Source organism: Sneathiella litorea (genome assembly GCF_009882915.1).
Classification (GTDB): Bacteria; Pseudomonadota; Alphaproteobacteria; order Sneathiellales; family Sneathiellaceae; genus Sneathiella; species Sneathiella litorea.
This window is the reverse complement of record NZ_WTUW01000002.1, coordinates 1075999-1100077: the sequence shown is the minus strand read 5'-3', so window position 1 is coordinate 1100077 and position 24079 is coordinate 1075999. Positions and strand designations below refer to the sequence as shown.

19 protein-coding genes are annotated in these 24079 nt (G+C 51.0%); 8 read left to right on the top strand and 11 right to left on the bottom strand.

Going from position 1 to position 24079, the window contains the following annotated elements; genetic code table 11:
- The first annotated feature begins 12 nt into the window (after window positions 1–12).
- The 3 genes from GQE98_RS11715 (at window position 13) to GQE98_RS11705 (ending at window position 2092) form a co-directional block, all read left to right on the top strand.
- The gene (locus GQE98_RS11715) at window positions 13–777 is read left to right on the top strand and encodes an SDR family NAD(P)-dependent oxidoreductase (protein ID WP_161315814.1); all 765 of its coding nucleotides are present in this window, start codon (window positions 13–15) and stop codon (window positions 775–777) included.
- Between the two features lie 9 nt (window positions 778–786).
- Entirely contained in the window at window positions 787–1623 is an 837-nt protein-coding gene (locus GQE98_RS11710; RefSeq protein WP_161315813.1) for a trypsin-like serine peptidase, read from the top strand.
- A gap of 151 nt (window positions 1624–1774) precedes the next feature.
- Window positions 1775–2092, top strand: coding sequence for a hypothetical protein (locus tag GQE98_RS11705; protein WP_161315812.1), 318 nt, complete (start codon window positions 1775–1777; stop codon window positions 2090–2092).
- 12 nt (window positions 2093–2104) lie between these two features.
- Here the strand turns inward: GQE98_RS11705 and GQE98_RS11700 are convergent, their stop codons facing one another.
- The 4 genes from GQE98_RS11700 to GQE98_RS11685 are packed head-to-tail and all read right to left on the bottom strand — an operon-like array spanning window position 2105 to window position 8598.
- Window positions 2105–4171 carry an HD domain-containing phosphohydrolase gene (locus GQE98_RS11700; RefSeq protein WP_161315811.1) on the bottom strand — a complete coding sequence of 689 codons (2067 nt, stop codon included), beginning with the start codon at window positions 4169–4171 and terminating at the stop codon, window positions 2105–2107.
- Window positions 4161–4883, bottom strand: coding sequence for a transglutaminase-like cysteine peptidase (locus tag GQE98_RS11695; protein WP_161315810.1), 723 nt, complete (start codon window positions 4881–4883; stop codon window positions 4161–4163). Before GQE98_RS11695 ends, GQE98_RS11700 begins: the two co-directional genes overlap by 11 nt.
- Window positions 4883–6211, bottom strand: a complete 1329-nt coding sequence (locus tag GQE98_RS11690; protein ID WP_161315809.1) for an HlyD family type I secretion periplasmic adaptor subunit — start codon at window positions 6209–6211, stop codon at window positions 4883–4885. Before GQE98_RS11690 ends, GQE98_RS11695 begins: the two co-directional genes overlap by 1 nt.
- 2 nt (window positions 6212–6213) lie before the next feature.
- Window positions 6214–8598, bottom strand: a complete 2385-nt coding sequence (locus tag GQE98_RS11685; RefSeq protein WP_202526244.1) for a type I secretion system permease/ATPase — start codon at window positions 8596–8598, stop codon at window positions 6214–6216.
- Between the two features lie 791 nt (window positions 8599–9389).
- On the opposite strand from GQE98_RS11685, the gene GQE98_RS11680 reads away from it, so the two are divergent.
- A complete protein-coding gene (locus GQE98_RS11680) occupies window positions 9390–10733 on the top strand; it encodes a TolC family outer membrane protein (protein WP_161315808.1) in 1344 nt (447 codons plus the stop codon).
- Window positions 10734–10802: 69 nt separating this feature from the next.
- Here GQE98_RS11680 and GQE98_RS18290 read toward each other — a convergent pair whose 3' ends face one another.
- Window positions 10803–11447: a transglutaminase-like cysteine peptidase gene (locus GQE98_RS18290; RefSeq protein ID WP_161315807.1), complete on the bottom strand. Its 645-nt coding sequence runs from the start codon at window positions 11445–11447 to the stop codon at window positions 10803–10805.
- Between the two features lie 180 nt (window positions 11448–11627).
- On the opposite strand from GQE98_RS18290, the gene GQE98_RS11670 reads away from it, so the two are divergent.
- Window positions 11628–13790, top strand: coding sequence for an HD domain-containing phosphohydrolase (locus tag GQE98_RS11670; protein ID WP_202526243.1), 2163 nt, complete (start codon window positions 11628–11630; stop codon window positions 13788–13790).
- Here the strand turns inward: GQE98_RS11670 and GQE98_RS11665 are convergent.
- Window positions 13787–14809 carry a hypothetical protein gene (locus GQE98_RS11665; RefSeq protein WP_161315805.1) on the bottom strand — a complete coding sequence of 341 codons (1023 nt, stop codon included), beginning with the start codon at window positions 14807–14809 and terminating at the stop codon, window positions 13787–13789. The two genes, GQE98_RS11670 and GQE98_RS11665, sit on opposite strands and share 4 nt — an antisense overlap.
- A gap of 174 nt (window positions 14810–14983) precedes the next feature.
- Here GQE98_RS11665 and GQE98_RS11660 point away from each other — a divergent pair, with 174 nt between their 5' ends.
- On the top strand, window positions 14984–15538 hold the full coding sequence (locus tag GQE98_RS11660) for a pseudouridine synthase (protein ID WP_161315804.1): 555 nt from the start codon (window positions 14984–14986) through the stop codon (window positions 15536–15538).
- A 12-nt stretch (window positions 15539–15550) separates the two neighbouring features.
- Here the strand turns inward: GQE98_RS11660 and GQE98_RS11655 are convergent, their stop codons facing one another.
- Window positions 15551–16375, bottom strand: a complete 825-nt coding sequence (locus GQE98_RS11655) for a universal stress protein (protein ID WP_161315803.1) — start codon at window positions 16373–16375, stop codon at window positions 15551–15553.
- Between the two features lie 254 nt (window positions 16376–16629).
- Here GQE98_RS11655 and GQE98_RS11650 point away from each other — a divergent pair, with 254 nt between their 5' ends.
- Window positions 16630–17187, top strand: coding sequence for a nitroreductase family protein (locus GQE98_RS11650; RefSeq protein ID WP_161315802.1), 558 nt, complete (start codon window positions 16630–16632; stop codon window positions 17185–17187).
- 382 nt (window positions 17188–17569) lie between these two features.
- Entirely contained in the window at window positions 17570–18178 is a 609-nt protein-coding gene (locus GQE98_RS11645; RefSeq protein ID WP_161315801.1) for an OmpH/Skp family outer membrane protein, read from the top strand.
- A gap of 2 nt (window positions 18179–18180) precedes the next feature.
- On the opposite strand, the gene add is transcribed toward GQE98_RS11645, so the two are convergent.
- The 4 genes from add to GQE98_RS11625 are packed head-to-tail and all read right to left on the bottom strand — an operon-like array spanning window position 18181 to window position 24072.
- Window positions 18181–19146, bottom strand: a complete 966-nt coding sequence (gene add, locus GQE98_RS11640) for an adenosine deaminase (protein WP_161315800.1) — start codon at window positions 19144–19146, stop codon at window positions 18181–18183.
- Between the two features lie 2 nt (window positions 19147–19148).
- Window positions 19149–20351 (bottom strand): phosphopentomutase, encoded by a 1203-nt coding sequence (locus GQE98_RS11635; protein ID WP_161315799.1) that lies wholly within the window; start codon window positions 20349–20351, stop codon window positions 19149–19151.
- Entirely contained in the window at window positions 20352–21698 is a 1347-nt protein-coding gene (deoA, locus tag GQE98_RS11630) for a thymidine phosphorylase (RefSeq protein WP_161315798.1), read from the bottom strand.
- Window positions 21688–24072 carry an aldehyde dehydrogenase family protein gene (locus tag GQE98_RS11625; protein ID WP_161315797.1) on the bottom strand — a complete coding sequence of 795 codons (2385 nt, stop codon included), beginning with the start codon at window positions 24070–24072 and terminating at the stop codon, window positions 21688–21690. The genes deoA and GQE98_RS11625 overlap by 11 nt, the downstream gene beginning before the upstream one ends.
- Window positions 24073–24079: the final 7 nt, after the last annotated feature.

Here is a 24079-nt window from a genome sequence, read left to right as displayed (position 1 = left end):
GGAATTAAGTTAATGGGTCAACTATCAGATCAGGTTATTATTGTTACCGGTGCCAGCCGGGGTATTGGTGCCGCCGCGGCCCTTGAGCTTGCTCGAGAAGGGGCTAAGATTTGCTTGAGTGCCCGCTCGGCCAGTTCCTGCAGTGGTATTCTCGAACAAATAAAAAATAACGGAGGCGAAGCTTTTGCGGCGAGTTGCGACGTTTCCGACTATGCGGCGGTGGAAAAGATGATCGCGGAGACAATGGATCGTTATGGCCAGATCGATGCCTTGATTAATAATGCCGGGATAGTCGACCCGATTGGTGCAATTGCCACCAGCGATCCAGCGGACTGGGCGCGCAATATTTCGGTAAATCTTGTCGGGGTCTACCACGGGACCCGCGCTATTCTCCCTTATTTCTTAAGTCAGGAATCCGGCGTGATCATCAATATAAGCTCCGGCGCTGCACATAGCCCAATGGAAGGTTGGAGCGCCTATTGCTCCGGCAAGGCGGGTGTTTACATGATGACACGAGCGACCGCCTTGGAGGCGGGCGAGAAGGGGGTTCGTGTTTTCGGGTTTGCCCCAGGTGTTGTCGATACAGAAATGCAGGTTACGATCCGTGCCTCTGGTATCAATGCAGTCAGCCAGATACCGCGGGAAAATCTCGCCTCGGCAGAAGAGCCGGCAAAAGCCCTTGCCTGGTTGTGCAGTGAAGCGGCCAATGATCTGGCGGGGCAAGAGCTATCCATTCGCGACGAGGACCTCCGCAAGAGGGTTGGACTCCCTATCTAGGTAAATAAGATGAGGCTTATAGCTCGGTTATCACTAGTTAGCCTCAAGAAACTAGCCATATTTGTTCATATTTTTATCCTTGCGGGTGTTCTGTTCCCGGCGGGCGCCCGCGCTGATATGCCCTCCCAGGATAAAGCTCTAACGGTGCCGGGGATCAAGGGAAAGGATAACCGTGTGCGCGTCAGGATAGCTGAAGATCCCTGGCGCACGATCGGCCGGCTAAACCGCAATGGCAGCCATTGTACGGGTATCCTTGTTGGACCGTCTCTCGTGTTGACAGCGGCACACTGTTTCTGGGACACGCGGCGAAATAAATGGTCGGTTCCAAGTGCCTTTCATTTCGTTCTAGGTTATGAAAAAGGAGTGGTAAAGGCTCATTCCAAGATCGAAAGCTTTGAGTTGTCCGATGGGCGGCAACCTGTTCAATCCACAAGGAAACCGGCACCGGAAGCCGACTGGGCCATCGCAAGGCTTGAAGAACCGCTGGGGAATAAATTCGGGTTTGCAAGACCCGCAGATTTAAATCTTCTCGATTTGAAGGATCGTCTATCCAAGGGGGCCGTTGTCGTGCAGGCCGGTTATAGCCGGGATATTGCCCATATACTGACAGCAGATGAAGACTGTGAGATCAACAATCTTGTGCAGAGCAAATCCGGTTTTGTTCTGCTGCATCAATGCGATGCGACCCAGGGTGATTCTGGATCACCTCTTTTTCTGAAGATTGGACAGTCATATACCCTGCTGGGAATTCATGTCGCGACATTAACACTGTCCAATGGGGCATCTGAAGGTATTGCCGTGTCCGTACAAATGTTTGGTGAGCGTATCTCCAAGTTGACAAAATGATCAAAAAAATAAAATTTTATGAAAATATAACGAAATTTATTGTAATCTACCTCAAATGAGGGATGAAATCAGTCGATCCAATGGCTAGGGTAGCAAATAATTAACCATGGGCATCGTCTCAAGTCATACGGACGCAGGGATATTAGCGATAATGAGTAGCGAACAAAACGATAAAATTCAGCCGGATGAAGACAGCGAGATGGCGTCTGAAAGTGCGGCGAATACAGATCTGGCGTTCCTTGAACTGGATGAGAACGGGACGGTTGACCTGGATGCGTTATTTGATGCTCTGAACATCGCGGCAGAAGAGGGCAATGGCGCTATGGAATTTGGCGAAAGCGGTCAGGAGGGGACCGGTACGCTGACAATTTCAGGCACAGATCTCACTCTTGGCAATGTTTCGTCGGAAGATCTGCCGGATGCGACAGATTTATATCTGAAAAGTAATATCGTTTCCGACGAGTCATAAAAAAAGACCTCGTTATTTTTTCCTCTTCTTCTCGATATTCGCCTTGAAGTTAGCGCCGATTTCCGTCTCGAAAAATCGTATCATGGCGTCAACAACGTCCAGATCGTATTTTTCCGGATTGGTTTTAAATACGCGGAGCGCTTCGTCGACGCTAATCGCCTTGCGATAAGACCGCGGCGAAATTCGGGCAATCAGAATATCGGCCATCCCGAGAATACGAGCGGGCATATCAATGTCATCCTTGGTCAGGCCTCTTGGATAGCCGCTGCCGTCAAGATGTTCATTAATCTGTGTGACAGCATCAAGTACCTCTGTCTCAACATCGGCGTTGGCCAGAATCTTTTCTGCTATCAGAACATGCTTCTGCATCACCTCCTGCTCTTTCTCGGTCAGTCGTACATCCTTTTCCCGGATTGCCCGCGGAATAGAGATTTTGCCGATTTGAGAGAGGTGGGCCCCCGTATTAATGATTTTTATCATCTCAGGGGGGAGCCCAAGTTCAACAGAAATATGATTGGCAAGTTGCGCCATTCTTATTGAATGATCCGAAAGATAGGGATCGTTGGCTTCCAGCATCTGGGAGAGAACAGTGATGGCTTTCCTGTCCATCTCTTCCTTGCGGCGCTGGAAGTTTACATAGTCAGTAATGTCGGTGCTGATTGTGACTATGCCCAAAAAAGCGCCGTCTTCATTTAGGAAGCGGGATTTGGCAATCCGCAGGATTCTTACTGTATCTCCCGTCTCAATCTCGACAAAGGCATTGACGGTCTGTTCAGTTGCAATGGCTTTGCGGTCATATTCGGCAAGGTCCCGGGCGGCTTTTTCACCGAATAAATCCCGATCCGTTTTGCCGGGAATAGATCGAAGTGGATAATCCGCAATTCGGGCAAGTGACGGATTGGCATAAATATAACGCCCTTCCGGATCGGTCAGGCCAATTAGTTCGTCGATTGTGTTATTGATACTGCCAAGAAGTCGTCGTTGCGTGTTTATTTGTGTAGCAAACTCTTTATATTGGTGGGCCAGCGCACGGGAACTTTGCCCCTTAAGTGTCAGCCAGATTACAATGAGAATGGTAAAGACGATTATAAGAAAACTGACCGCAAGACCTACTACGAACAGAGCATAGGTTCGAAGGGAAGCCAGCGCCTCAGAGCTGGAAATTTGCTGAAAAACCACAAGGTTTGTATTTGGGACAAGTGCGCCCGATAAGAATGAGGTTGCGCCGTTTTCAGCGCTTACTTCCTGAAAATCAATGGCGCCGGATTCCAGATTGGTTTCCTCGGTTGCGGAGAGATAGGGTGGTTTCAGGGGGGACAGTTCATAATATCCGCCATCCATTTTCTGATACAGCCGTGTCAGTTCCGGCTGGTAATTAAAAAGGGGCGCCTTCAGAAGTTCTGAAAGTTGCTCTGAAGCCGGAACCGAGAGAAGAAGTACGCCGACGATCTCTGCGTCGTTGCCGGCAGAGCTGGCTTGCGCCGCATGAATGGGCAGCAGAAAGTCTAAGACCAGACCGGCGTCACTCGCGCGAATTGGCAGGAAAGTGACCGTTGACTGTTTATACTGTTCCTGTGCCGTAGCCCTCTGTTCTTCCGTCAAAGACGGTGCGCCGCCTGATGCGAGATATGCCCGTCCGTCCTTTCCGATTAGATAGGCGCCGATAAGGCCATCCTGATTAGCGAAATTAGAGAAAGCGTTTTGCATGTAGGGCAGTTGATCGCTCAGAGACTTGGTAATGTTGCCACTTCCCACAAGATTAATTTCCGTCGCAAAAAGCTGGAAAAGATCATTGGTTGCAATGCGGTTGGCACTTTCAACAGTGCCCGCCAGCCAGGTTTCCATTACCTGGGCTTTCCCCGACGCACTGACATCAAGCCGCTTTTGCAACTCATTGACTAATTCCTGTTTGCGGGCTTCGATCGCATAGTCACACAGGAAGTATCCCAAAATCGCAAAGACAGTTAGGAAAAGAGCCACAAATTTCCAAGGCGCGCCCTGGGTAAAAGCCTTGTCTTCTGGGGGGGTGTCGGAAACAAATGAATTCAGGTCGAGCTTAACTGTCGCATCAGTCATCATTCTTACTCCCTGCGTCATCCTGTGCAATCAGGAAATCCTGTGGAATATGTGCCCATCTTGTATTCTCATTAACTGAATAAAGGGGGACGTAATAGTTGACGAAGCGCTCTTCCAGGATTGTATCGTTTAGACTGTCCAGAACGTAACGCTGTCCGCGAAGTGTGACGCTTAGCACTGCTTGTACCTTGTTCCGAAGCACATCATTGGCGATAACGATCCGCATGGCATCCGGGTCAAATCCAAGTTCTTTTAAACTGACGTATTTCATAATGGCAAAATCCCGTGATCCACCACCGTTTGAAAGGAACTCAAGCGGGGACGCCCAATGATTTTCCGTGCTTGCTTCTGCCTCAGTCTCATCTGGAATATACTTCCAGCCGTTGAGAAAACGATTTATTTCCCGCATTTGGATGCGTTCGGGAGAGAATTGCAGCTCGGCGATTTTTGTTCGCCATAAAGTCATTTGTTGTGACTGACAATCCTCAATCCGGGCATCGCATTTCGCCGCCGCGTCTGCGAGTTCTGGAAAACTTGCTTTGACTTTTAGCCAAAGCGGCAGTGCCGTCAGATTATCCGATGATATCTCGATCAACCCGAACAGTCCTTTCTCTGTCACTTCTGCACGGAGCGAAGGACTGGATGCAGGCCCGACAATAATATAGCCCGCGAGCAGTGCGGCGATTGTGTGCTTGATAAATACGGTCGGTTTCATCAGCGTTCCCTCAACGCGGTGTCGCGTGTTTTCAGGATTGGTTTCATAATATAATCGAGCACAGTTTTTTGCCCTGTCAGGATATCGACGGAGGCGACCATGCCAGGAATGATCGGGTAGGTGTTGGTACCGCGCTTTAGAAAATTCTGATCGGTGCGTACAATAATCTGGTAATAGCTTTCCCCGGATTTTTCATCGACAATCGTATCTGCGCTGATCCTTTCCAGCTTAGCCGGCAACCCACCGTATATCGAATAATCATAGGCAGTGATTTTGACCGTGGCTTCCTGCCCAGGCCGAAGGAAGGCAATGTCGGCCGGTCGGATATTGGCCTCCACCAGAAGCGTATCGTCGATAGGAACAATCTCAATGATATCCTGGCCCGGCTGGACCACGCCACCAATCGTCTGAATCTTCACTTCCTTCACTTCACCGGTAACGGAAGAGCGGACATCTGTACGGGCGACGCGATCTTTGACGCCAAGGATGGCCTGACGCGCGGCTTCATATTCCGCCCGGGTCTGGCTCAACTCCTGAGAGGCCAAACTTCTAAAGCTGAGTATTTTTTCCTCGATACGCTGGTTGGCTTCCTTTAATGCGCCTTCAACACGTGGTTTGGAAAGCTCGGAGGCTGAAATCTGCCCCCTTAGGTCATTAATTTCACGGCGTAGCTTGAGAGATTCAACCTTTGGAACGATCCCTTTCTTAACAAGCGGTGCCGTTATTTCCATCTCCTCGTTCGCGAGGCCAAGGCTCGCGCGCAGCTGTCTTAACCGCCCGTTGATCTCAGCAATTTCCTGATTTCGTTGCTGGGCCTGCTGACGGAGGATCTGAATTTGCGATTGTAACTCCGCCTGTCTTGCATTGAACAGGTTCTGCTCCCGGACGGTAATGTCTTTCCGTTCAGCCAGTAGCTCTGCGGGGAATAAAAGCGGCTCACCCGTGGCTTCAGCCTCCAGACGCGCAATACGTCCCATAAGATTGAGATAGTTGGATTCAATTTCTCCGGCGCGCGACGCATATCCTGTATCGTCAATTCTCAGCAGGATCTGTCCTTTCTCGACAATATCCCCCTCACGAACCAATAGTTCCCGCAGGATGCCGCCTTCAAGATTCTGGATAATCTGCACTTGGCTGGAAGGAATAACTTTCCCGTCACCACGGGTTACTTCATCCAGTACCGCATTTTTTGCCCAGATGAACCCGACGATAAAAAACGCAATTATCCCGAACAACAGCAGAAAGGCGCGCGGATGAGGCCCCTGTACTTTTGCAGCCACGACATCCGAGGCGAAATCTGAATCATTCCATTTCAAATTTGTTGCCATGATCAGTCCTCAGGCTCGCGTCGCGGTGATTTCGTGACACTTGTCGTCACTGATTTAGAAGGCGCATTGGCGCTTTGGCCTAACTTCAGGATTTCATCACGCGGGCCATCCGCAGCGACTTTGCCATTGCCGAGCACGATGATCCGGTCAACTAATGAAAAGAGCGAGGTACGATGTGTCACCAGTAGAACGGTCTTTCCTTCCATATACTCTCGAATACGACTGATTAATCGCCGCTCGGAGTTGATGTCCATGGAACTCGTCGGTTCATCAAGCATCAGGATGGGTGGATTGGGCAGGAATGCGCGAGCCAGGCCAATTGCCTGCCGCTGTCCGCCAGACATTGTCGCCCCTTTTTCACCGACATGCAGGTCGTAACCATGAGGATGCCTGGAGATGAAATCGTGAACACCGGAAAGTTTTGCCGCATTCAAAATCATTTCGTCATCTGCCTGCGGGTGGCCCAAGGTAATGTTTTGGCGTACGGAAGCCTGGAAAAGCGTCGTATCCTGCATGACACTGCCAATACTTCGACGAATGTCCGATGGGTCAATTTGCCGGATGTCCGTTCCATCAATTAAAACGGCGCCTTCATCTGGCTCATAAAGATTGATCAGTAGGCGGGAAATCGTTGTTTTTCCAGATCCAACCGGTCCGATAATCCCCACCTTTTCACCGGCTCGAATTTTAAAGGATACATTGTTGAGTGAGGGAAGATCGCTGCCCGGATACTTGAACGTTACATCCTTGAACTCGATATCACCCTGAATGTTAGGGCGGCTGAGTTGATGCTTCCCTGCACCCCGTTCAACTGGCAGGGACATGATGTGATTAAGTCCCTTTAGGGCCACCATGGCCTGATTGAGGCGGGTAAGCAGTCCGGCAATCTGGCCAAGTGGGGCCATTGTCCGGCCCGTCAGAATTGTGCAGGCAATCAAGGCGCCGACAGTGATACTGGAATCAGGTTCTCCCATAAGGATAACCCCATAGACAACGACGCCAACGGTAACCAGCTGCATAGCGGCTGCAGAAAGATTAATGCCGAGGCCGGCAAAGAAACGTGCGGCAACGCTTGTTTCGGCGGTTTTTCCGACAAACCGCTCCCATTCCTTTTGCATGTGCCCTTCAATCCCCATGCTTTTGACTGTGTCGAGAGCGGAAATCGTCTCAATGATAACTCCGTGCTTCTGGGCGGCCTCTTCGGAGGTTTTTGACACCGCACGACGCATCGGCCATTGCAGGAATAAACCGATAAGAAGGACGAGTGGAACCGCGGTTGCGGGAATGATAAAGAGCGGCCCGCCTATCAGGTAAATTATAAACAGAAAGATGGCGAGGAAGGGTAGATCAACAAGTGCGGTCACCGTGACGGAGGTGAAGAAATCCCGCAAGGTTTCAAATTCTCGCAAATGATTGGCAAAGGCCCCCGCGGACGCCGGGCGGGCCTTCACTTGCAGATTAAGAACCTGTTCGAAAATACGGCTGGAAAGAAGGACATCGGCCCGTTTTCCGGCATTATCGACAAAGTAGGCCCTTAGTGATTTCAGCAGCAAATCAAAGCCAATCACCGTAACGACACCAATTGCCAACACCCAGAGCGTTTCAATTGCTCTGTTGGGGACGACCCTGTCATAAACATTCATGATAAAGAGGGGGCTCGCCAGTGCGAAACTGTTGATCAGGAAAGCGGCGATAATGACCTGAAGATAGGTTGGCCAGAATTGCCACATGGTGCCCCAAAACCAGGAGCCCGTCCGTTCCATCAGTTTTTCATCTTTATCGACACGATACTTGAAGCTTGGACGCGTGAGAATGGCGTATCCGGCGTAGGCCTCTTCCAGTTCCTTTAATGGCAGGCTATCATTTCCTTCACCGGTTTCTGGAAAAATGACGCTGGCCTTCCCATCCTCCCGGGAGAGTAAGATGCAAGCCCTCCGATCATTCAAAAGGATCACGCAGGGTAAGACGACTTCCGGTATTTTTTCAATTTTACGGTTGGTAATGCGGGCGCTGATGCCAACCCGGTCCGCTGCCCGGACAAATAATGCGGGCGTCAGTTTGTTGTCCTCAAGCGGCAGGCCATAGATCAGGGCATCCGCTGTTCGCGGATTATCGAAAAGTTTCGTTAGCGCCACAAGGCAACCAAGCAAGGGGTCTTGGTCGGCACGGGTTACCTCCGAAAGATTGATCTGCCAGCTTCCCTTGCTTTCGACTTTAGGTCGGTATTCCCGGTCGGGGCCGGCATCCGCTTCGGTTGACTCAGATGCATTAGGTTTGCGAATTTTCAGATCGCTTTTCTGCATCTTCTGTTCATTTTTTTTGGTGGCGAAGACATCCGCCGCCGCCTTGATGCTCAGTGGCAGGGGATTGCGCGAATTTTCACTCACAGACTTGTCCTTATCATTCGCCAATTTTCCCCCTACTTGCACTAATGCCAGATCCCGTAATTCTTCCTTTTAAACAGGAGTAGGGACGACAGATAGCCCATCGTTTCATTAACTCTGATCTCATAAACGTCTTCCCGTTCGAGATTTGCCGATAAATTCGGCTTTTTTAAGTTTTGCTGGAGGAATGATGACGACCGATCATTTGCCTCCAGAGTTTTGCCTCATCGCCTCTGCTGTACATTTGCGAAATTCATTGCGTTTGACGAATTGTGTGCACTGTCGGTCATTCAACGCCTATTTCATGAAAATGCAGTTAACGTACTGGCAAAAAAGTATTTCTTAAGTTCAGATAAAGTGGCCCAAGCTCTGAAATTTCATAAGGCATCCCTCTTGACCGGCCTGTTAAGTCAGCCAAATTTATAAGCATAGTTGCGGAATTTTACCCAATTATTCAACAAAAATTAACCATGATTGCCCATGAAGAGATGAAAGCCGAGTTGTGCTGCTTATCCAGATCGCATGAAAAAAGTGATCATAGTCGGAACATACAGGATAATTCGGCCAGCAAGCCCATCATGAGTTTCTGTGGTAATTTGGCAACAGGCTGTCCGGCTCCCCGTATAATATGGGGACGTCATGGCTATATATCGTTGCCTGCCGGCTGCAACAATGCGTAGATTGGGCGCAGATGAAATATGAGTTTAAATTGGAAGTTTTGCAGTAAATCTACGAATTTGAGCTAGTTTGAAATAATCGTTGAATATGCAAAATTGACATAGTGGGAGAGGGGCATGAAGCTTAGAAACAGTGCGGCGAAGACAGTAAATGTGCTTTCCGCCAGTATTCTAACTGCAGTTTTCGGAAGCTTTATAGCGGTGGGGGCCGTGCAATCCGAAACACTAACCGAAGCTGTACAGCAGACAGTATCGACCTATCCAGAAATTGCCGAAGCATCGGCAAACCGTCGTGCGATTGACCAGGAACTAAAGCAGGCCGAAGGCCTTTATCTTCCCTCGCTCGATCTTGAGGCGGGCATCGGTTACGAATGGACTGATACAGTCACCATTGACAATGAGGATCTACGGCGTACGGAATCGAGCCTTCTGCTCGTACAGACTCTCTATGACGGCGGATTTAGAAGCGCTGAGGTGAGCCGTCAGGGAAACCGGGTTGACAGTGCCGCCTATCGTGTTCGGGAGCGGGCGGAAGCTATCGCTCTTGATGCTGTACGATCTTATCTTGATACTCTTCGCAGTCTTGAAATTGTTGAACTTGCGAAAGAGAATGTTGAAAAGCATCGCCGGACCCTAAATGAAATCCAGGATCGCGTAAGAGCCGGGCAAAGCGGTATTGGCGACGATCAGCAGGCACTTGCACGCCTCGCCGCGGCGGAAGACACGCTCGTCGAGACTATGCGGGCACAGGATGATGCGGAAATTACGTATCGAAGAGTTGTCGGAATACAACCTGCCAATCTGGAACTTCCTGAATTCAGTGATAGCGTTCTTCCTGACAACATCGAGGATGTTGTGGCGATTGCCCTTGATAGTAACCCGGACATAAAGTTTGCCTCTTCCGATATCAAAACCTCTGAAGCAGAGGTGCGGGCCACCCAAGCAAGTTATTACCCGACGATAAACCTTGAAGTTGGTGGCTCTGCTGATAATAATCTGGATGGCGTTGAGGGGCATAACGACGATTTCCTCGCGATGGTCCGATTGCGCTACAACCTTTATCGTGGCGGTATCGACGAAGGCCGTGAGAAGGAAGCAATTGCCCGTAAAGCAGAGACTGAACAACGCAAGCGCCGTTTTGAGAGGCTTGTAGAAGAAGAGGTTCGCCGGAGCTGGAGTTCTCTCGCACGGTCACAGGCACGTGCAGAAGTATTGGCCGCGGCGGTTGTTGCCAATACTGAAGTCGCATCAACCTATAAACAGGAATTTGAGATTGGACAGCGGGATTTGCTGGATCTTCTTGATGCGGATAACGAGCTCTTTAATTCACGAACCTCTTTGGTAACAGTTGAATATTCCGTCAAGTTCGCAAAGTACAGGTTGCTGGCGACCATGGGTCGACTGAACTCGACCCTCGGTGTGACCCTGCCGACAGAAGCGACACCGATGGAAAAAGGCTGATTACTTCCGGATATTTTATTAAAAGCCGCGCCTTAAACTAGAGCGCGGCTTTTTTTATTCGCGCGGCGGCTATGGCTTGTGACGCCACCAACCGGCTTCATTAACCGAGTATATTGGGCGATAATGGCGAATACGGGTGGCATCGACAACCTGGCCGATTTGGTTGTCGAGAACCAGGTTTTTACCCTTATATTTGACGACCAGAATGGCGTGGGCGATTCCAAGGTTTACATCCTGGAGAACGACGATTTTCATATCCTTGTCAGGCCAGCCTAAGGCTCGCAACGTAAAGTATTTGACAATTGCATAGTCTTCGCAGTCGCCGAAACGGGCAAAAAACTCCTTCGGGATCTCCCAGTAGTCACGCACGCCCCAGTTAACCGGATCGAGAATATAGCGAAAAAGATTCATATGTCGGTTGATTTTTTTAAGCTGCTCTTCTTTGGGTAGCTCACGCCATTCTTCGATAAGGGCAAGCCATTTTTGATGTGCGCATCGGTTATACTTCCCCGATACGCAATCTCCCGGTTCGTCCTTGTATGTCGCAAGCACCTTTCGCCATTTGGGGAAAGGCTTCAGGCCGGAATAGGGCGTTGCCTGATAGCCGAATAGGCCCCCAGATTTTGCTTCTGAAATGCGAGGTGAAGCCAGAACACAGGTAACAAGAATGCAAATCGTTAATATTGCAAAAAATTGTGATCTTGCGCCTGTCACTGGAGTGCCTCTTTTCTCAATCTTAATGTTTGTCTGGCTAACAGATGGTATTATGGCCAATAAATCCTTAATAAAGACTGAGCGGTATATCTAATGTGATTGCACAGCAAGGCTGTTTTTGCGTAAGTTGAGTTTGCGGATTTACCTATCTTAAAGAGTTTCCAGGCATTCTGCCGTTGAATGAAGAATAAAACCGGGGCATTTATGTCGGATAATCAATTAGACGTATTGGGAAAGAAAAAGACTTACAAAGCTCTATCTTTTGGCGTCCTGCTGCTTATGGCTGTTGTTATTGCGGGCATATGGGGCACGTTTAAATTTGTCGAGGAGCAGCGACAGCGCGATATCCGCAATTGGGAAGTGCGCCTTGGCATCGTTGCGGATAGCCGGGCGGCGAGTGTTGATGGTTGGTTGCGTAAACAGGAACAGGCAATCGGCACCCTTGCAACGAATGCCTCCTTGCAGGTTTATCTGACACAGCTGGTTATCGAGACTGAGGAGAATGGTAACTCCATCTCTGAGGTGCCCGAAGCAGGCTATCTTATTAATCTACTCAATAATCAGGCGGTTATCAGTGGTTTCTGGGAACCAGAAGAACCGCAAATCAGGGCAAATGTGGCCCGGCCAGGTCGGGCGGGTATCGGGCTTACGGATGCGACGGGAAAGCTTCTCGTCTCCAGTGGCAATATGCCGCCCATGAATCCCACTATACGCGCCGCTATGGCGAAAGCTGGTGACGGGGAACCATCACTGATTGACCTGTATGAAGGGATCAATGGTGATCCGACGATGGGTGTTGTCTGGCCAATTTTTGCTGTCCAGGATGAAGGCAGCCTAAAAGATATAATTGGCTATGTTATTGGACTTCGAACCGTGGAAACCTCTTTGTTCCCGTTGTTGTTCCAACCGGGGGATACCCTTCAGACCGCTGAAAATTATCTAGTGCGCCGCGACGGCAAACTTATACAGTATATCTCTCCACTTGCCGATGGCACATTGGCTCTTGAACGTAAATTAAGTTCAAAGAATGATTTGGCTGCTGCATTTGTCGCCGATAATCCGGGAGATTTTGCCATCGTGTCGAATTATTTGGGTGGCAAGGTCCTGGTGACGGGACGAGCGCTAACGGTGGCACCCTGGTTCCTTGTGCGAACAGTTTCGGAAAAAGAGGCGCTGGCGGAGACCGATCAGCGCCTTTCAATAATGCTCGGTATCTTTATGCTGCTCATTTTTGCGGTGGCTGGAACGGTTGTTGCTGTCTGGCGGCATGGAACATCCATTCGTGCCGCAGAACTTGCAGTGCGTTATAAGGAAATGGCTGAACAGTTAAAAGAGCGCAGTGAGTTTCTAAAAATTGTAACCGATCAACAGCCGACATCCATTGCGGTCTTTGACGCTGAGGACAAATATACTTTCGCCAATAGTGTGGCCGCTGAAAATGTGGAAATCACGCAAGAGGAAATGATCGGCAAAAAAGCGGCAAGTGTTCTGGGGCCTGAGCAGGCTCGGGAAATTATCGAAATGACCAATCTTGTGCGCCAGGACTATGAACCACGATCATTGATCAGCCGATTAAATGCATTAGAGAAGACGGGGCCCGTCCGGATTATAAAATCCGATTTTGTGCCGTTACGGTCTGCGCGAGTAAATAGCAAGGAAGTCTTGACCGTCTTTCAGGATATTTCTGATGTCGTGATCGCGCAGGAACGCCGGGAAGCCGTCCTTCGCGACCTTGTCTCAACTCTGGTTGCCTTTGTCGATCGCCGTGATCCTTATTCGGCCGATCAGTCACGCCGCGTTGCTGTCGTTGCGGTGGCCATTGCGGAGGAGATGGGTGCCTCTGAAGAACTCGTGCGGACGGTAGATATTGCCGGAAATCTGATGAATATTGGTAAAATTCTGGTTCCGCCGGAACTCCTGACAAAGACCAAAAACCTGACCAAAAAAGAGATGGAAATCATTCGCAACAGCTTGTTTGCCAGCGCAGATCTGTTAGACGATGTCGATTTTGATCTGCCCATTGCCAATAGCTTGCGTCAACTGCAGGAAAATTTCGACGGCACCGGACAGCCGAATGGCCTTGTTGGCGAAGAGATTAGCGAGGCGGCCCGCATAATTTCTGTCGCCAATGCGTTTGTCGGCATGGTCAGCCCACGCGCTTATCGCGGCGCGCTCAGCTTTAGTGCGGCTGTGAAGAATTTACTGGAGGCTGCTGATACACGTTTCGACCGTCGAATGGTCAGTGCACTTATTAATTACCTCGAGAACAGGGGCGGGAGAGAGAGTTGGAAATATTTCTCTGAGAATTTGGAGAGTGATCCCGCTGAGGACGATCAACCTTAAAGAAGGCTGGTGGCTTGTAATGCAGCGGGACCGGTAAGAATGAGCTTAACCACTTCACTTTGCCGGCTGGTATCTGTTTTTCGGAAAATCTGCCGGAGTTGAGAGCGGACGGTATGCATACTGACGCCCCATTCCGCCGCGAGATCATCCAATTTGTACCCATTCGTCAGGCCTAGTGCAAGCCGCCCTTCGGCGGGTGTTAAGTTATATAGTTTGCATATAGTCTCGACAGACAGTTCGACAGGTTCAGAGGGGTCCGATACGAACAGAACCGCCCCTTTTCCCGCTGCGCCAGTACCGATGGGGGCAACCATCACATTCAACGGATAATCACTTTCCATGCGGGTAAGGGAAATCGCGAAATCACCTTCAGTTTTGGTGGCGTCGGCCGGCGAAAGGGTATCAGACAACAATTTAGCGAGCGCACGACTCTCGCTTGGCAGTGTTGCGCGGCATACCCTGTCGGTGCTGATCGCAAGACCATCCCCTTGTTCAAGATAACGTTTTGCTTTGCCATTAAAAAACAGGATTTTGGTATCGGCATTTACCAGAATGACACCAATGGGAAGGCGGTTAAGTACCGCGGTTGCGGAATCAAGGAGCGGGGCGGTTTCCGCACTTCGTTGATGCCCCTGATGGCGCTGTATGGCGTTTAGCAAACTGCGCGACATACTCTCGGTCGTGAGCTGGCTTTTAACCAAATAGTCTTGCGCGCCTGCATGAATGGCATTGCGGCCAATTTTTTCGTCATCACCGGTGAGAACGACAACAGGCGTTTGGGGAATTTTCTCGCCCAAAAGGGCCACTGCTTCAAATCGGTTTTCGGAATTTTCTGTTAAATCCAGAATAATCACTTGGCCTTGCTGGGCGTGGCTGTTTTTTATAAAGTTATCGAGGCAGGCGGTATGTTCGAACGAAAATTTTGCATTCGCGGCATTGGAAAGTAACCAACCTAGCTGTTGGGCATCTTCTTCCTTATGTCCAATAAAGCGAACTATCGCCGTAGAAATATCGTCCATCGAATGCGGGTTTCCAAATAGGTTGCGTGGCTATCCTTGACAGGGGCGCAGAAGTTACGTCTTGTAACATCGCTAAAATTACCTAAAATTTTGATAATCTATAGATGATGCCATCAAAATTTTTCATTTTGCCGAAACTCCTGAGCGCCATTTTATTCAGCCTGCCATATACAAATGCCAAGATATATCGCTTTTTACAAGCCCTACGGTGTACTTAGCCAGTTTACCGGGGAAAAAGACCAGAGAACCCTCGCTGAGTTCGGGCTGCCAGCGCGTGTTTATGCGGCGGGCCGCCTTGATAAGGATAGCGAGGGACTTCTTCTTTTAAGTGATGACGGTCCCTTTATCAAAAAGCTGCTGGATCCGAATAATGGCCATGAACGGATTTACTGGTCAGAAGTTGAAGGCGTCCCGACGCAACAGGCGCTTAATAGACTAGCCAGCGGTTTGGAACTAAAGGGATATCGATCAAAGCCGTGCCAGGTAACTCTTTTATCCCCGCAACCAGAAATCACGCCGCGCGACCCACCGGTCCGCTTTCGTAAATCCATTCCAACCTGCTGGATACAGCTTACTCTGACGGAAGGTAAAAACCGACAGGTGCGCCGGATGACCGGAGCAATCGGCCATCCGACATTAAGGCTTATCCGTAAAAGGATTGGAAAGCTTCACTTGGCCGATCTCGAACCCGGAAGTTGGCGCGAGGTTAAGAGAGAAGAAATATTTTAACTGGCCCCCACCTTAATGTGCAAACAGGACGGGAGCCGTCATATGCTCAAGAATATTCTTGGTAACGCCACCAAGGATCATCTCCCTTAGGCGGCTATGCCCGTAGGCTCCAAGGACAAGCATGTTCCCGCTATAATCGACAAGAGCATCCAGTATTGCATCGCCGACATCAATACCGGGCCAGTGACCAGACTTGAAGGTCGCCTTAATTCCGTGCCGTTCAAGATGGGCCATAATATGGTCCGTTTTAACGGACTCATCCTCGGTTGCGTTGACGCGCACAAGGGTAACCTTCTCTGCTTTTTTCAGGAAAGGCAATGCCTCATGCAGGGCGAGGGAGGATTCACGGGTGTTGTTCCAGCCGACCAGAACATGGCTTCCGAAATTTCTATAATTTCCGGCAAAGGGAATAATCAAAACAGGTCGGGGAGAGCTTACGACAATTTCTTGAGCGATATAGCGTGTTTGCGCGTTATTTTCGGCATCAGGATCGCCCTGACCCACGATCACCAAATCAACGGATAGTGCGTATTCGTTAATCAGATCCGGCGCATATCCCTCTGCAACAATTACTTCAACAGTGCGGTCTACCTTTGCTGAAAGTTTCTCGAGTTTAGCTTTTGCCTCAGCTGCATTATCCTCTTCAATCTTGCGGGAGTGTTCAATGAACTCCGGCGGGACATATCCCATAAAGGATGTTGGAACTGTGACCTGGGCAATAGTGTACAACCCAATTAAATGCGCATCATGTTCAACAGCCAGACCAAGAGCCGCCTCTATGCGGGCTTCCAGTTGCGAATCGTTATTCAAATGGAACAAAATGGTTTTTATAGACATTGCACTTTCCCTTTCCTCAACCCTGAGCGAAGATAGTTCATTGTGATTGGCTTTCTGAGGGGCAGCATTGATTTGAGACAAAACTATATTTGCGCCTTCCTTGAAACATAATCACCCCCTTACTTATTATTGAGGTAGGAGTTGTTCTCGCCGATAACAACCGGTAATTTTCTTACCGCATAGGCAGTTCACCTTTTCTCTGTTATGAAAGACAGCCCGATTATACCTAATTTGAGACAAAGGAATTTCGATAGATGGATGCCATAGAAGCACTAGTAACGCGTAAATCTTCAGCAAAGCTGATTGCGCCGGCACCCGGAAAAGAAGACCTGAATATCATGATGCAGGCGGCTATTCGTGCCCCCGACCATTGCCGCCTTCGCCCTTGGCGCTTTATCGTAATTGAAGGCAGTGCGCGGGAAAAGCTTGGCAGAATTTTTGAGGATGCGTTGAAAGCTCGGGATCCTGACGCATCGGAGGCGATGCTTAATAAAGAACGTAATAAACCACTCAGGGCGCCGATGGTAATCATTGTCATCGCAAAGGTGGAAGAACATCCGAAAGTGCCCGGCGTCGAACAGATCCTGTCAGCAGGTGCAGCCGCCCAAAATATTATGTTATCCGCGCATGCGTTGGGTTATGCAGGCATCTGGCGAACGGGAAAGACCTGCTTCGATCCGAAAGTTAACGCGGCTCTCGGGGCGTCGGAAACAGATCAGATCGTTGGGTTTCTATATTTAGGGACGGCCGAGAGAACACCAATTCTCTTAGAGGAATCCATAGATGAATACATGGAAATTTGGGAAGGGTGAACCTTTTCTGGGCACTTTGGAGCCTGAATGGCTGCAAAAATATTGAAAGCTAAACATCATGACTGATCTTGTTTTATATAACTGAGACCCGTTAACTTTTGTAAAGAAGGGGAGCGCAGTTTTTGGCTTTTAAGTCACGCTGCGTCGGCGGGAGTTAGTCATTACGATACAAGAATGACAATGTGAAGGAGGTGATTATCCGTTTCCCTCATGCTGTATTAATTGTGAAATAAGCCGGATAGAAAAACCTGAATCATAATTTTGTCTCTTTCTATCCCTAATTTTTATTGTGAGTTCATAAGCCTGTCATGACGGTTCTGGATTTATTCGACTAGCGGTGTTATGAAGCTCATTAGAAATCCCCACTTTTTCGGAGAGAGCATTGACAATAAGATTTCGGGCGTTCGCTATCGGGCTGGTAATTTTCGCTATTGCCTTCACCCAGAATTTGCAAGGGGCTTCACTGGCGTATGCCCAATCCAAAATACCTGAGGCAATTGTAGCCATCGTCGACATAAATTCTATTTTGCAGGCGTCGGAACCTTCCAAAAAGGCGGAAGAAAATGTCAAGGCCCTGCTTAAAACCAAGGTGGATGAGCTAAATAAGCGCGGCGATGCCTTACTCACTGAGAAGGAAGCCCTTGATAAGCAACGGGCTATTTTGTCACCGGATGCATATCAGAAGAAGTTATCAGAACTGAATGTTCAGCGGCAAAATCTCCAGCGGGAATTTCAGGTAATAAATGGCAAAATGAATGAAGTGCTTGTTGGTATTCGACTACGCTTTCGTGAAATCATTGTACGCCTTGCCGCGGATGTCAGTAAGGAAAAAGGTGTCAATCTGGGGATTGATAGAGCCAAGACCGTATTTTTTAATCCGGGAATGGATATTACGGAAGAAGTCTTGAGCAGGTTTAACAAAGCGAATCCAAAAGTCGATATCAAATTGGAGGATATGGAACAGGGAGCGGCCCCCGCGAAAAAGAACTGAGTTTAGATTTTCGCGAGTAGTTCTTCCTTTAATGCATCGTCGCAAAAACTGGCAAATATTGCGTTTCGCGTAATATTTCCCAGATCCTTGTCAGATAAGTAATAGTTTCGCGCAGCTTTTTCATATTCATGGCCGATGGAAGTGGCAAAAAAAGGCGGATCATCTGAATTGAGCGTCACAATGCATCCCGCATCCATCAAAACCCGAAAGGGGTGGCTACGTCTGTCATTATAAAGGCCAGTGGCAACGTTGCTCCCCGGACAAAGCTCCATCGGAATTTTCTTCTCTGCCAGTTCCTGTATCAGTGCCGCGTCCTCAATCGCGCGAACACCATGCCCAAGGCGGCTGACAGACAGATATTTCAGGCTGGCCCGGATGCTTTCCGGCCCGCCGAATTCCCCGGCATGGGTAGTTGTCGGATATCCGGCCTCGCTGACCAAGCGGAAGGCTGGCGCAAAGTCTTTCGGATGGAACTGCGCCTCATCTCCTCCCATGCCAAAACCAACGACATAGGGGTGGGGGGTGCCCACGAATTGCGCCGCTACCTTGAGGGCTCTCTCGGGGCCGAAATGCCTGACACAGGTGACTATAATTCGCCCGATGATGCCAAACTCTTTATAGGCGTCCTCTATCCCGGCAGCGATTCCTTCCAAATGGTCGGCATAGCTCATGCCAACTTCCGCAGCATGATCGGGAGAGGAAAACATCTCCACATAGATCGTGTCTTCTTGCGCGCATCTTGCAAGATAGTCATAGGTGACAAGTCGATAGTCTTCTTTCGTCAGGATTGCCGCAGCGGCCTTGTCGTAACAATCGAGAAAGTGCCAGAAATCATTCCACGCGAATTCAGTCTCGGACTTGAATGTCGTGGGATCAATTATGGAGCCATTTCCCGCCGCGAGTTGCCGGACCAGCGCAGGTGGCATGGTCCCCTCAAGATGAACATGGAGCTCCGCTTTCTTGACCATATTCAGTTCAGGAAACTTTTGCCATATGCCAGCGACGGCAGGCCAAGGTGCTGAGCTATCGACTGGCCGATATCAGCGAAGCTTTCCCGTTCTCCAATGGACTGGCCCTGAATATTTGCGCCAAAGGCAATAATGGGGACGACCTCTCTTGTGTGATCCGTTCCCGGCCAGGTCGGGTCGCAGCCATGATCCGCCGACAGGATAACAAGATCTCCCTCCTTCAGGGCAGACCGCAACTCTGGCAGACGGGCGTCAAATTCTTCCAGTGCCTGGGCATATCCCGCAATATTCCGCCGATGACCGAAGGACTGGTCAAAATCGACAAGATTGGTGAAGATCAGGCTGCCATTCTCTGCCCTGGCTACTGCGTTCATCGTGGCGTCCATTAACGCCATGTTACCGGCAGCCTTGACAACTTCACCGGTTCCCTGATGCGCAAATATATCGCCGATCTTTCCAATGGATATCACCTGCCGTCCTGCCTCGGTCATTTTATCGAGAAGGGTCGGTTCAGGTGGAGGCACGGCGAGATCCTTCCGGTTCGCTGTTCGTGTGAATTCCCCATTCTCTCCGATAAAGGGGCGGGCGATGACGCGCCCTATCCCGAGCGGATCGACTAGGTCTCGCGCGATATCGCAGAGCGCATAAAGACGGTCGAGGCCGAAAGTTTCCTCATGTGCAGCGATCTGAAAAACGCTGTCTGCGGAGGTATAGACGATTGGATTGCCAGTTTTCATATGTTCATCGCCCAGCCGCTCGATTATCTCCGTGCCTGACGCATGACAATTCCCCAGAATACCGGGAAGTTCCCCTTGCTCGATCAGGGCGTCGGTCAGGTCTTTTGGAAATGTAGGGATGGTTTTCGGGAAATATCCCCAATCGAATAGTACAGGGACACCGGCCATTTCCCAGTGCCCAGATGGCGTGTCCTTGCCTTTGCTCTTTTCTTGTGCCACGCCATAAAGGGCATCGAAACTAACCGTACCCCCATCTTTGCCTATATAATCATCATGCGCCGCGAATAATCCGAGCTTTTGCAGGTTGGGCAGCTTGAGCGGACCGGAACGCTCAGGTGAGTCCGCGCGGCCTGCGGCGGCGGCCTCGATAATGTGGCCGAAGGTATCCGCACCCACATCCCCGAAGGCTTCCGCGTCGCGGGCGGCGCCCAGTCCGAAACTATCCAGAACGATCAGAATGGCGCGCATCTATAAATCCTCCCTTGTGAGACGGGTTCGAACGGCGGGAAATGCGGCAGGGGGGGGCTCTGTCAGGGTGGCGGCATTGAGGATCCGTTTCTCCGCTCGCGCCGCATCGGCTTCGCTCCGGGCAATAATTGTCGCGATCGGATTTCTCGGGCCCAGCTTCGCACCCAGCCCGGCAATATTAGTGAGACCAACACCATAGTCGATATTGTCCGATGCCTTGTGCCGACCTCCGCCGAGATCCATGACAGCGACGCCTATCTCCCGGACATTCATGGTGCCGAGATAGCCACGCTTCGGCGCGATTACGTCCCGGCGGATCGGCGCGAGGGGGAGATGTGCCTCCATATTTGTCATTAAATCCTTCGGTCCGCCGAGTGCGGCGATCATCTGCGCGAATTTCTCCGCTGCTGTACCGCTGCCGAGTGCACCTTTTACGGCATGGGGTGCCGTTGCCTCATCGGCGATCCCGGCGATGATCAGCATTTCCGCTGCCAGCGCGAGTACAACGTCGAGGAGGCGTTGATCAACATTCCGGCCCATCAGGAAATCGATCGTCTCCCTTACCTCGATCGCATTTCCTGCAGTCCTGCCCAGTACCTCATTCATATCCGTAAGCAGGGCAGATGTTCGGAGTCCTGCACCGTTCGCAACCGCGACGATGCTGCGGGCCAACTCCGTCGCCTCATCAAAATCCTCCTTAAACGCGCCAGAGCCGAATTTTACATCCATCACCAGCGCATCCAGCCCCGCCGCGAGCTTTTTGGACAGGATCGACGCGGTTATCAGCGGGATGGATTCCACCGTGGCGGTGACATCGCGAATTGCATAGAATCGCTTGTCGGCAGGGGCGAGGTCGTCTGTCTGACCAATGATGGCGCAGCCGATATTCTTGACCGTCTTGGTCAACAGGTCCGGATCTGGCGCGGTGTTATAGCCCGGCACGCTATCAAGTTTATCGAGGGTTCCGCCCGTATGGCCAAGGCCACGCCCGGAGATCATCGGGACAGCACCACCGCAGGCTGCGACAATGGGTGCGAGCATCAGGCTTACCTTGTCACCGACCCCGCCGGTGGAATGCTTATCGACGACGGGTCTGCCAAGGTCCGCCTTCGTCCAGTCCATGACATGGCCCGACTGCACCATGGCGCGGGTGAGGGCGACGCGTTCTTCCATGCTCATGCCCTGAAAGAATATGGCCATGGCGAAGGCCGCGATCTGTCCTTCAGATATGGAACTATCTGTTAGGCCCCGCACCATGAACATGATTTCCGCCTCGCTCAGGGTTGCGCCGTCGCGTTTCCGGCGGATAATCTCCTGCGGGAAAAATTCAGCCGGTTTATTCGCCATAAGGAATCCAGATATTCTTGATTTGCGTTGCTTGGGCGAGAAATTCGCGGCCTTCAGCCTGCGCAATGTCGAACCAGTCCCGCGCCTTTCCGTTATTGACCCAGGTCCGTTTCATATTCCCGGTGGAGGCGGCTTCGACAAGCCGGCTGCCGCCCTGAGGGCCGAAATACCAGACGGACTTCACGTCATCATGCTCGGCGAGGGTTTTTGTGAGTTCATCGCGCGGGCCTGTGATGATATTCACCGCGCCCGCAGGCATGTCGGATGTCTCCAGTACCTGATAGAAGTCCGTGGCCGTGAGCGGATGCCGTTCCGATGCGATCAGGATGATGCGATTGCCCATGGCAAGGGCAGGGGCCGCAAGAGAAACCATGGAGAGAAGCGGGTTGTCATCTGGGCAAACGATGCCGATCGTGCCAATTGGTTCCTTCATGGCGAGGGTCACCCCGCGCATTGGTGGAGAATGAACGGCGCTTTCATATTTATCCGTCCAGGCGCCATAGGAAAAGAGCCGTTGAATGGTGGCGTCGACTTCCGCTTGTGCCTTTTTCGCGCTGACGCCTGACATGAGTTTGAGGCGGTCCGCAAATTCCGCTTTCCGGATGTCCAGATTTTCCGCGAGATAATAAAGAACCTGCGCGCGGTTATGGCTGCTCGCCTTGGTCCAGCTGGTCGCCTTGCGCGCTGCCTCCACCGCGTTGCGGATATCCTTGCGGTTGCCTTCGCCGACTTCACCGATCTTGTCCCCCTTCGCGGAGAAGACCGGCAGGCTGTAGCCCGAATCCGGCCGGGCCTGCTTGCCGCCGATATAGAGCTTTGGCGTGCGGTCAAGATCAGCGAGAGTTGCGCCAGTTTTATAGTCTGCCGGCGTAGGGGCTTTTGTTTCTTTGTAAGACGGTAGCCTGGAGAGGAATTTCGGCTTCAAAACCTCCATCATGCCTTCATGGCCACCCTCTCGCCCGTAACCGGACTCGCGGTTTCCGCCAAAGCCGCAGGCTGCGTCGAACTGGTTGGTCGAGTTGATCCAGACCACACCGCAATCGAGCTTCGGCGCGATATCGAGGGCGAGATTGATATTCTCACTCCAGACCGAGGCCGCGAGCCCATAACGGGTATTATTGGCAATCGCGACAGCCTCATCCGGTGTACGGAAGGTCATGGAAACGATGACGGGGCCAAAGATTTCTTCCTGCGCAACCGTTGATGCAGGGGTAACATCGCTGATCAAGGTCGGCGGATAGAAACAGCCGCCTTCCGGCATGTCGCATTTCGGTTGCCAGACAGTACCACCCTCAACTGCGCCCTTCTTAACAAGCGATTTAATGGTGGAGAGTTGAACAGGATCGACAATCGCGCCCATGTCGATGGACTTATCGAGGGGGTCGCCAATGCGCAATGTCTCCATCCGCTTTTGGAGCTTTGCGACCATTTTCTCCGCGATGCCCTCCTGCAGCAAGAGGCGGGATCCGGCGCAGCAGACCTGCCCCTGATTGAACCAGATGGCATCAACAACACCTTCTACCGCGCTGTCGAGATCCGCATCATCGAACACGATGAAGGGGGATTTTCCGCCAAGCTCCAATGTGAGATGCTTGCCGCTGCCGGCAGTTGCTTGGCGGATCAAGCGGCCCACCTCGGTTGAGCCGGTGAAGGCGATTTTGTGAATATCGGGATGCTTGACCAGAGCCTCGCCGGTTTTGCCGTCGCCGGTTACGATATTGACGACGCCCTCGGGCAAGCCAACGTCCTTGCAGATCTCGGCGAAGCAAAGCGCGGTGAGCGATGTATATTCTGCGGGTTTCAAAATGACAGTGTTTCCCGCCGCAATCGCGGGGGCGATTTTCCAGGCGAGCATGAGAAGCGGGAAATTCCAGGGGATAATCTGGCCAATTACGCCCATGGGTTCAAAGTCACCGAATTCTTGATCCTGTAAGTGCGCCCATCCGGCGTGATGATAGAAATGCCGTGCGACAAGCGGTATGTCGATATCGCGGGTTTCGCGAACCGGTTTGCCGTTATCCAGCGTCTCCAGAACGGCAAGCAGACGGGCATTACGCTGGATCGCGCGGGCAAGAGCATATAGATACCGCGCACGGGCAGGGCCGCCGAGATCACGCCATCCTTTTTGCGCAGCGCGGGCTGCGGAAACGGCGGCATCAATGTCCCTCGCATTCCCCGTGGCGATTTTCGCAAGCGACTTGCCGGTCGCGGGATTGAGGCTCTCAAACCATTTTTTGGATGATGGTTTGACCCAGTCCCCATTGATGAAGTGATCAAACTTGCCTTTTCGGGCTGCAATCCACTGAAGCGCGGCTTCGCTGCTCTCGGGCGCTGGTCCGTAGTCCATATTATCAAATATTTCTGCAATGCTCATGGTTGTT

Bases quoted from the DNA above. Each gene is read 5' to 3' on its own strand.
- GQE98_RS11635 (WP_161315799.1), bottom strand. From the start codon at position 20,351: ATGCGCGCCATTCTGATCGTTCTGGATAGTTTCGGACTGGGCGCCGCC.
- GQE98_RS11655 (WP_161315803.1), bottom strand. From the start codon at position 16,375: ATGTCTATAAAAACCATTTTGTTCCATTTGAATAACGATTCGCAACTG.
- GQE98_RS11625 (WP_161315797.1), bottom strand. From the start codon at position 24,072: ATGAGCATTGCAGAAATATTTGATAATATGGACTACGGACCAGCGCCC.
- GQE98_RS11660 (WP_161315804.1), top strand. From the start codon at position 14,984: ATGCCAAGATATATCGCTTTTTACAAGCCCTACGGTGTACTTAGCCAG.
- GQE98_RS11705 (WP_161315812.1), top strand. From the start codon at position 1,775: ATGAGTAGCGAACAAAACGATAAAATTCAGCCGGATGAAGACAGCGAG.
- GQE98_RS11715 (WP_161315814.1), top strand. From the start codon at position 13: ATGGGTCAACTATCAGATCAGGTTATTATTGTTACCGGTGCCAGCCGG.
- GQE98_RS11670 (WP_202526243.1), top strand. From the start codon at position 11,628: ATGAAGAATAAAACCGGGGCATTTATGTCGGATAATCAATTAGACGTA.
- GQE98_RS11695 (WP_161315810.1), bottom strand. From the start codon at position 4,883: ATGAAACCGACCGTATTTATCAAGCACACAATCGCCGCACTGCTCGCG.
- deoA (WP_161315798.1), bottom strand. From the start codon at position 21,698: ATGGCGAATAAACCGGCTGAATTTTTCCCGCAGGAGATTATCCGCCGG.
- GQE98_RS11690 (WP_161315809.1), bottom strand. From the start codon at position 6,211: ATGGCAACAAATTTGAAATGGAATGATTCAGATTTCGCCTCGGATGTC.
- GQE98_RS11680 (WP_161315808.1), top strand. From the start codon at position 9,390: ATGAAGCTTAGAAACAGTGCGGCGAAGACAGTAAATGTGCTTTCCGCC.
- GQE98_RS11665 (WP_161315805.1), bottom strand. From the start codon at position 14,809: ATGGACGATATTTCTACGGCGATAGTTCGCTTTATTGGACATAAGGAA.
- add (WP_161315800.1), bottom strand. From the start codon at position 19,146: ATGGTCAAGAAAGCGGAGCTCCATGTTCATCTTGAGGGGACCATGCCA.
- GQE98_RS11650 (WP_161315802.1), top strand. From the start codon at position 16,630: ATGGATGCCATAGAAGCACTAGTAACGCGTAAATCTTCAGCAAAGCTG.
- GQE98_RS11710 (WP_161315813.1), top strand. From the start codon at position 787: ATGAGGCTTATAGCTCGGTTATCACTAGTTAGCCTCAAGAAACTAGCC.
- GQE98_RS11700 (WP_161315811.1), bottom strand. From the start codon at position 4,171: ATGATGACTGATGCGACAGTTAAGCTCGACCTGAATTCATTTGTTTCC.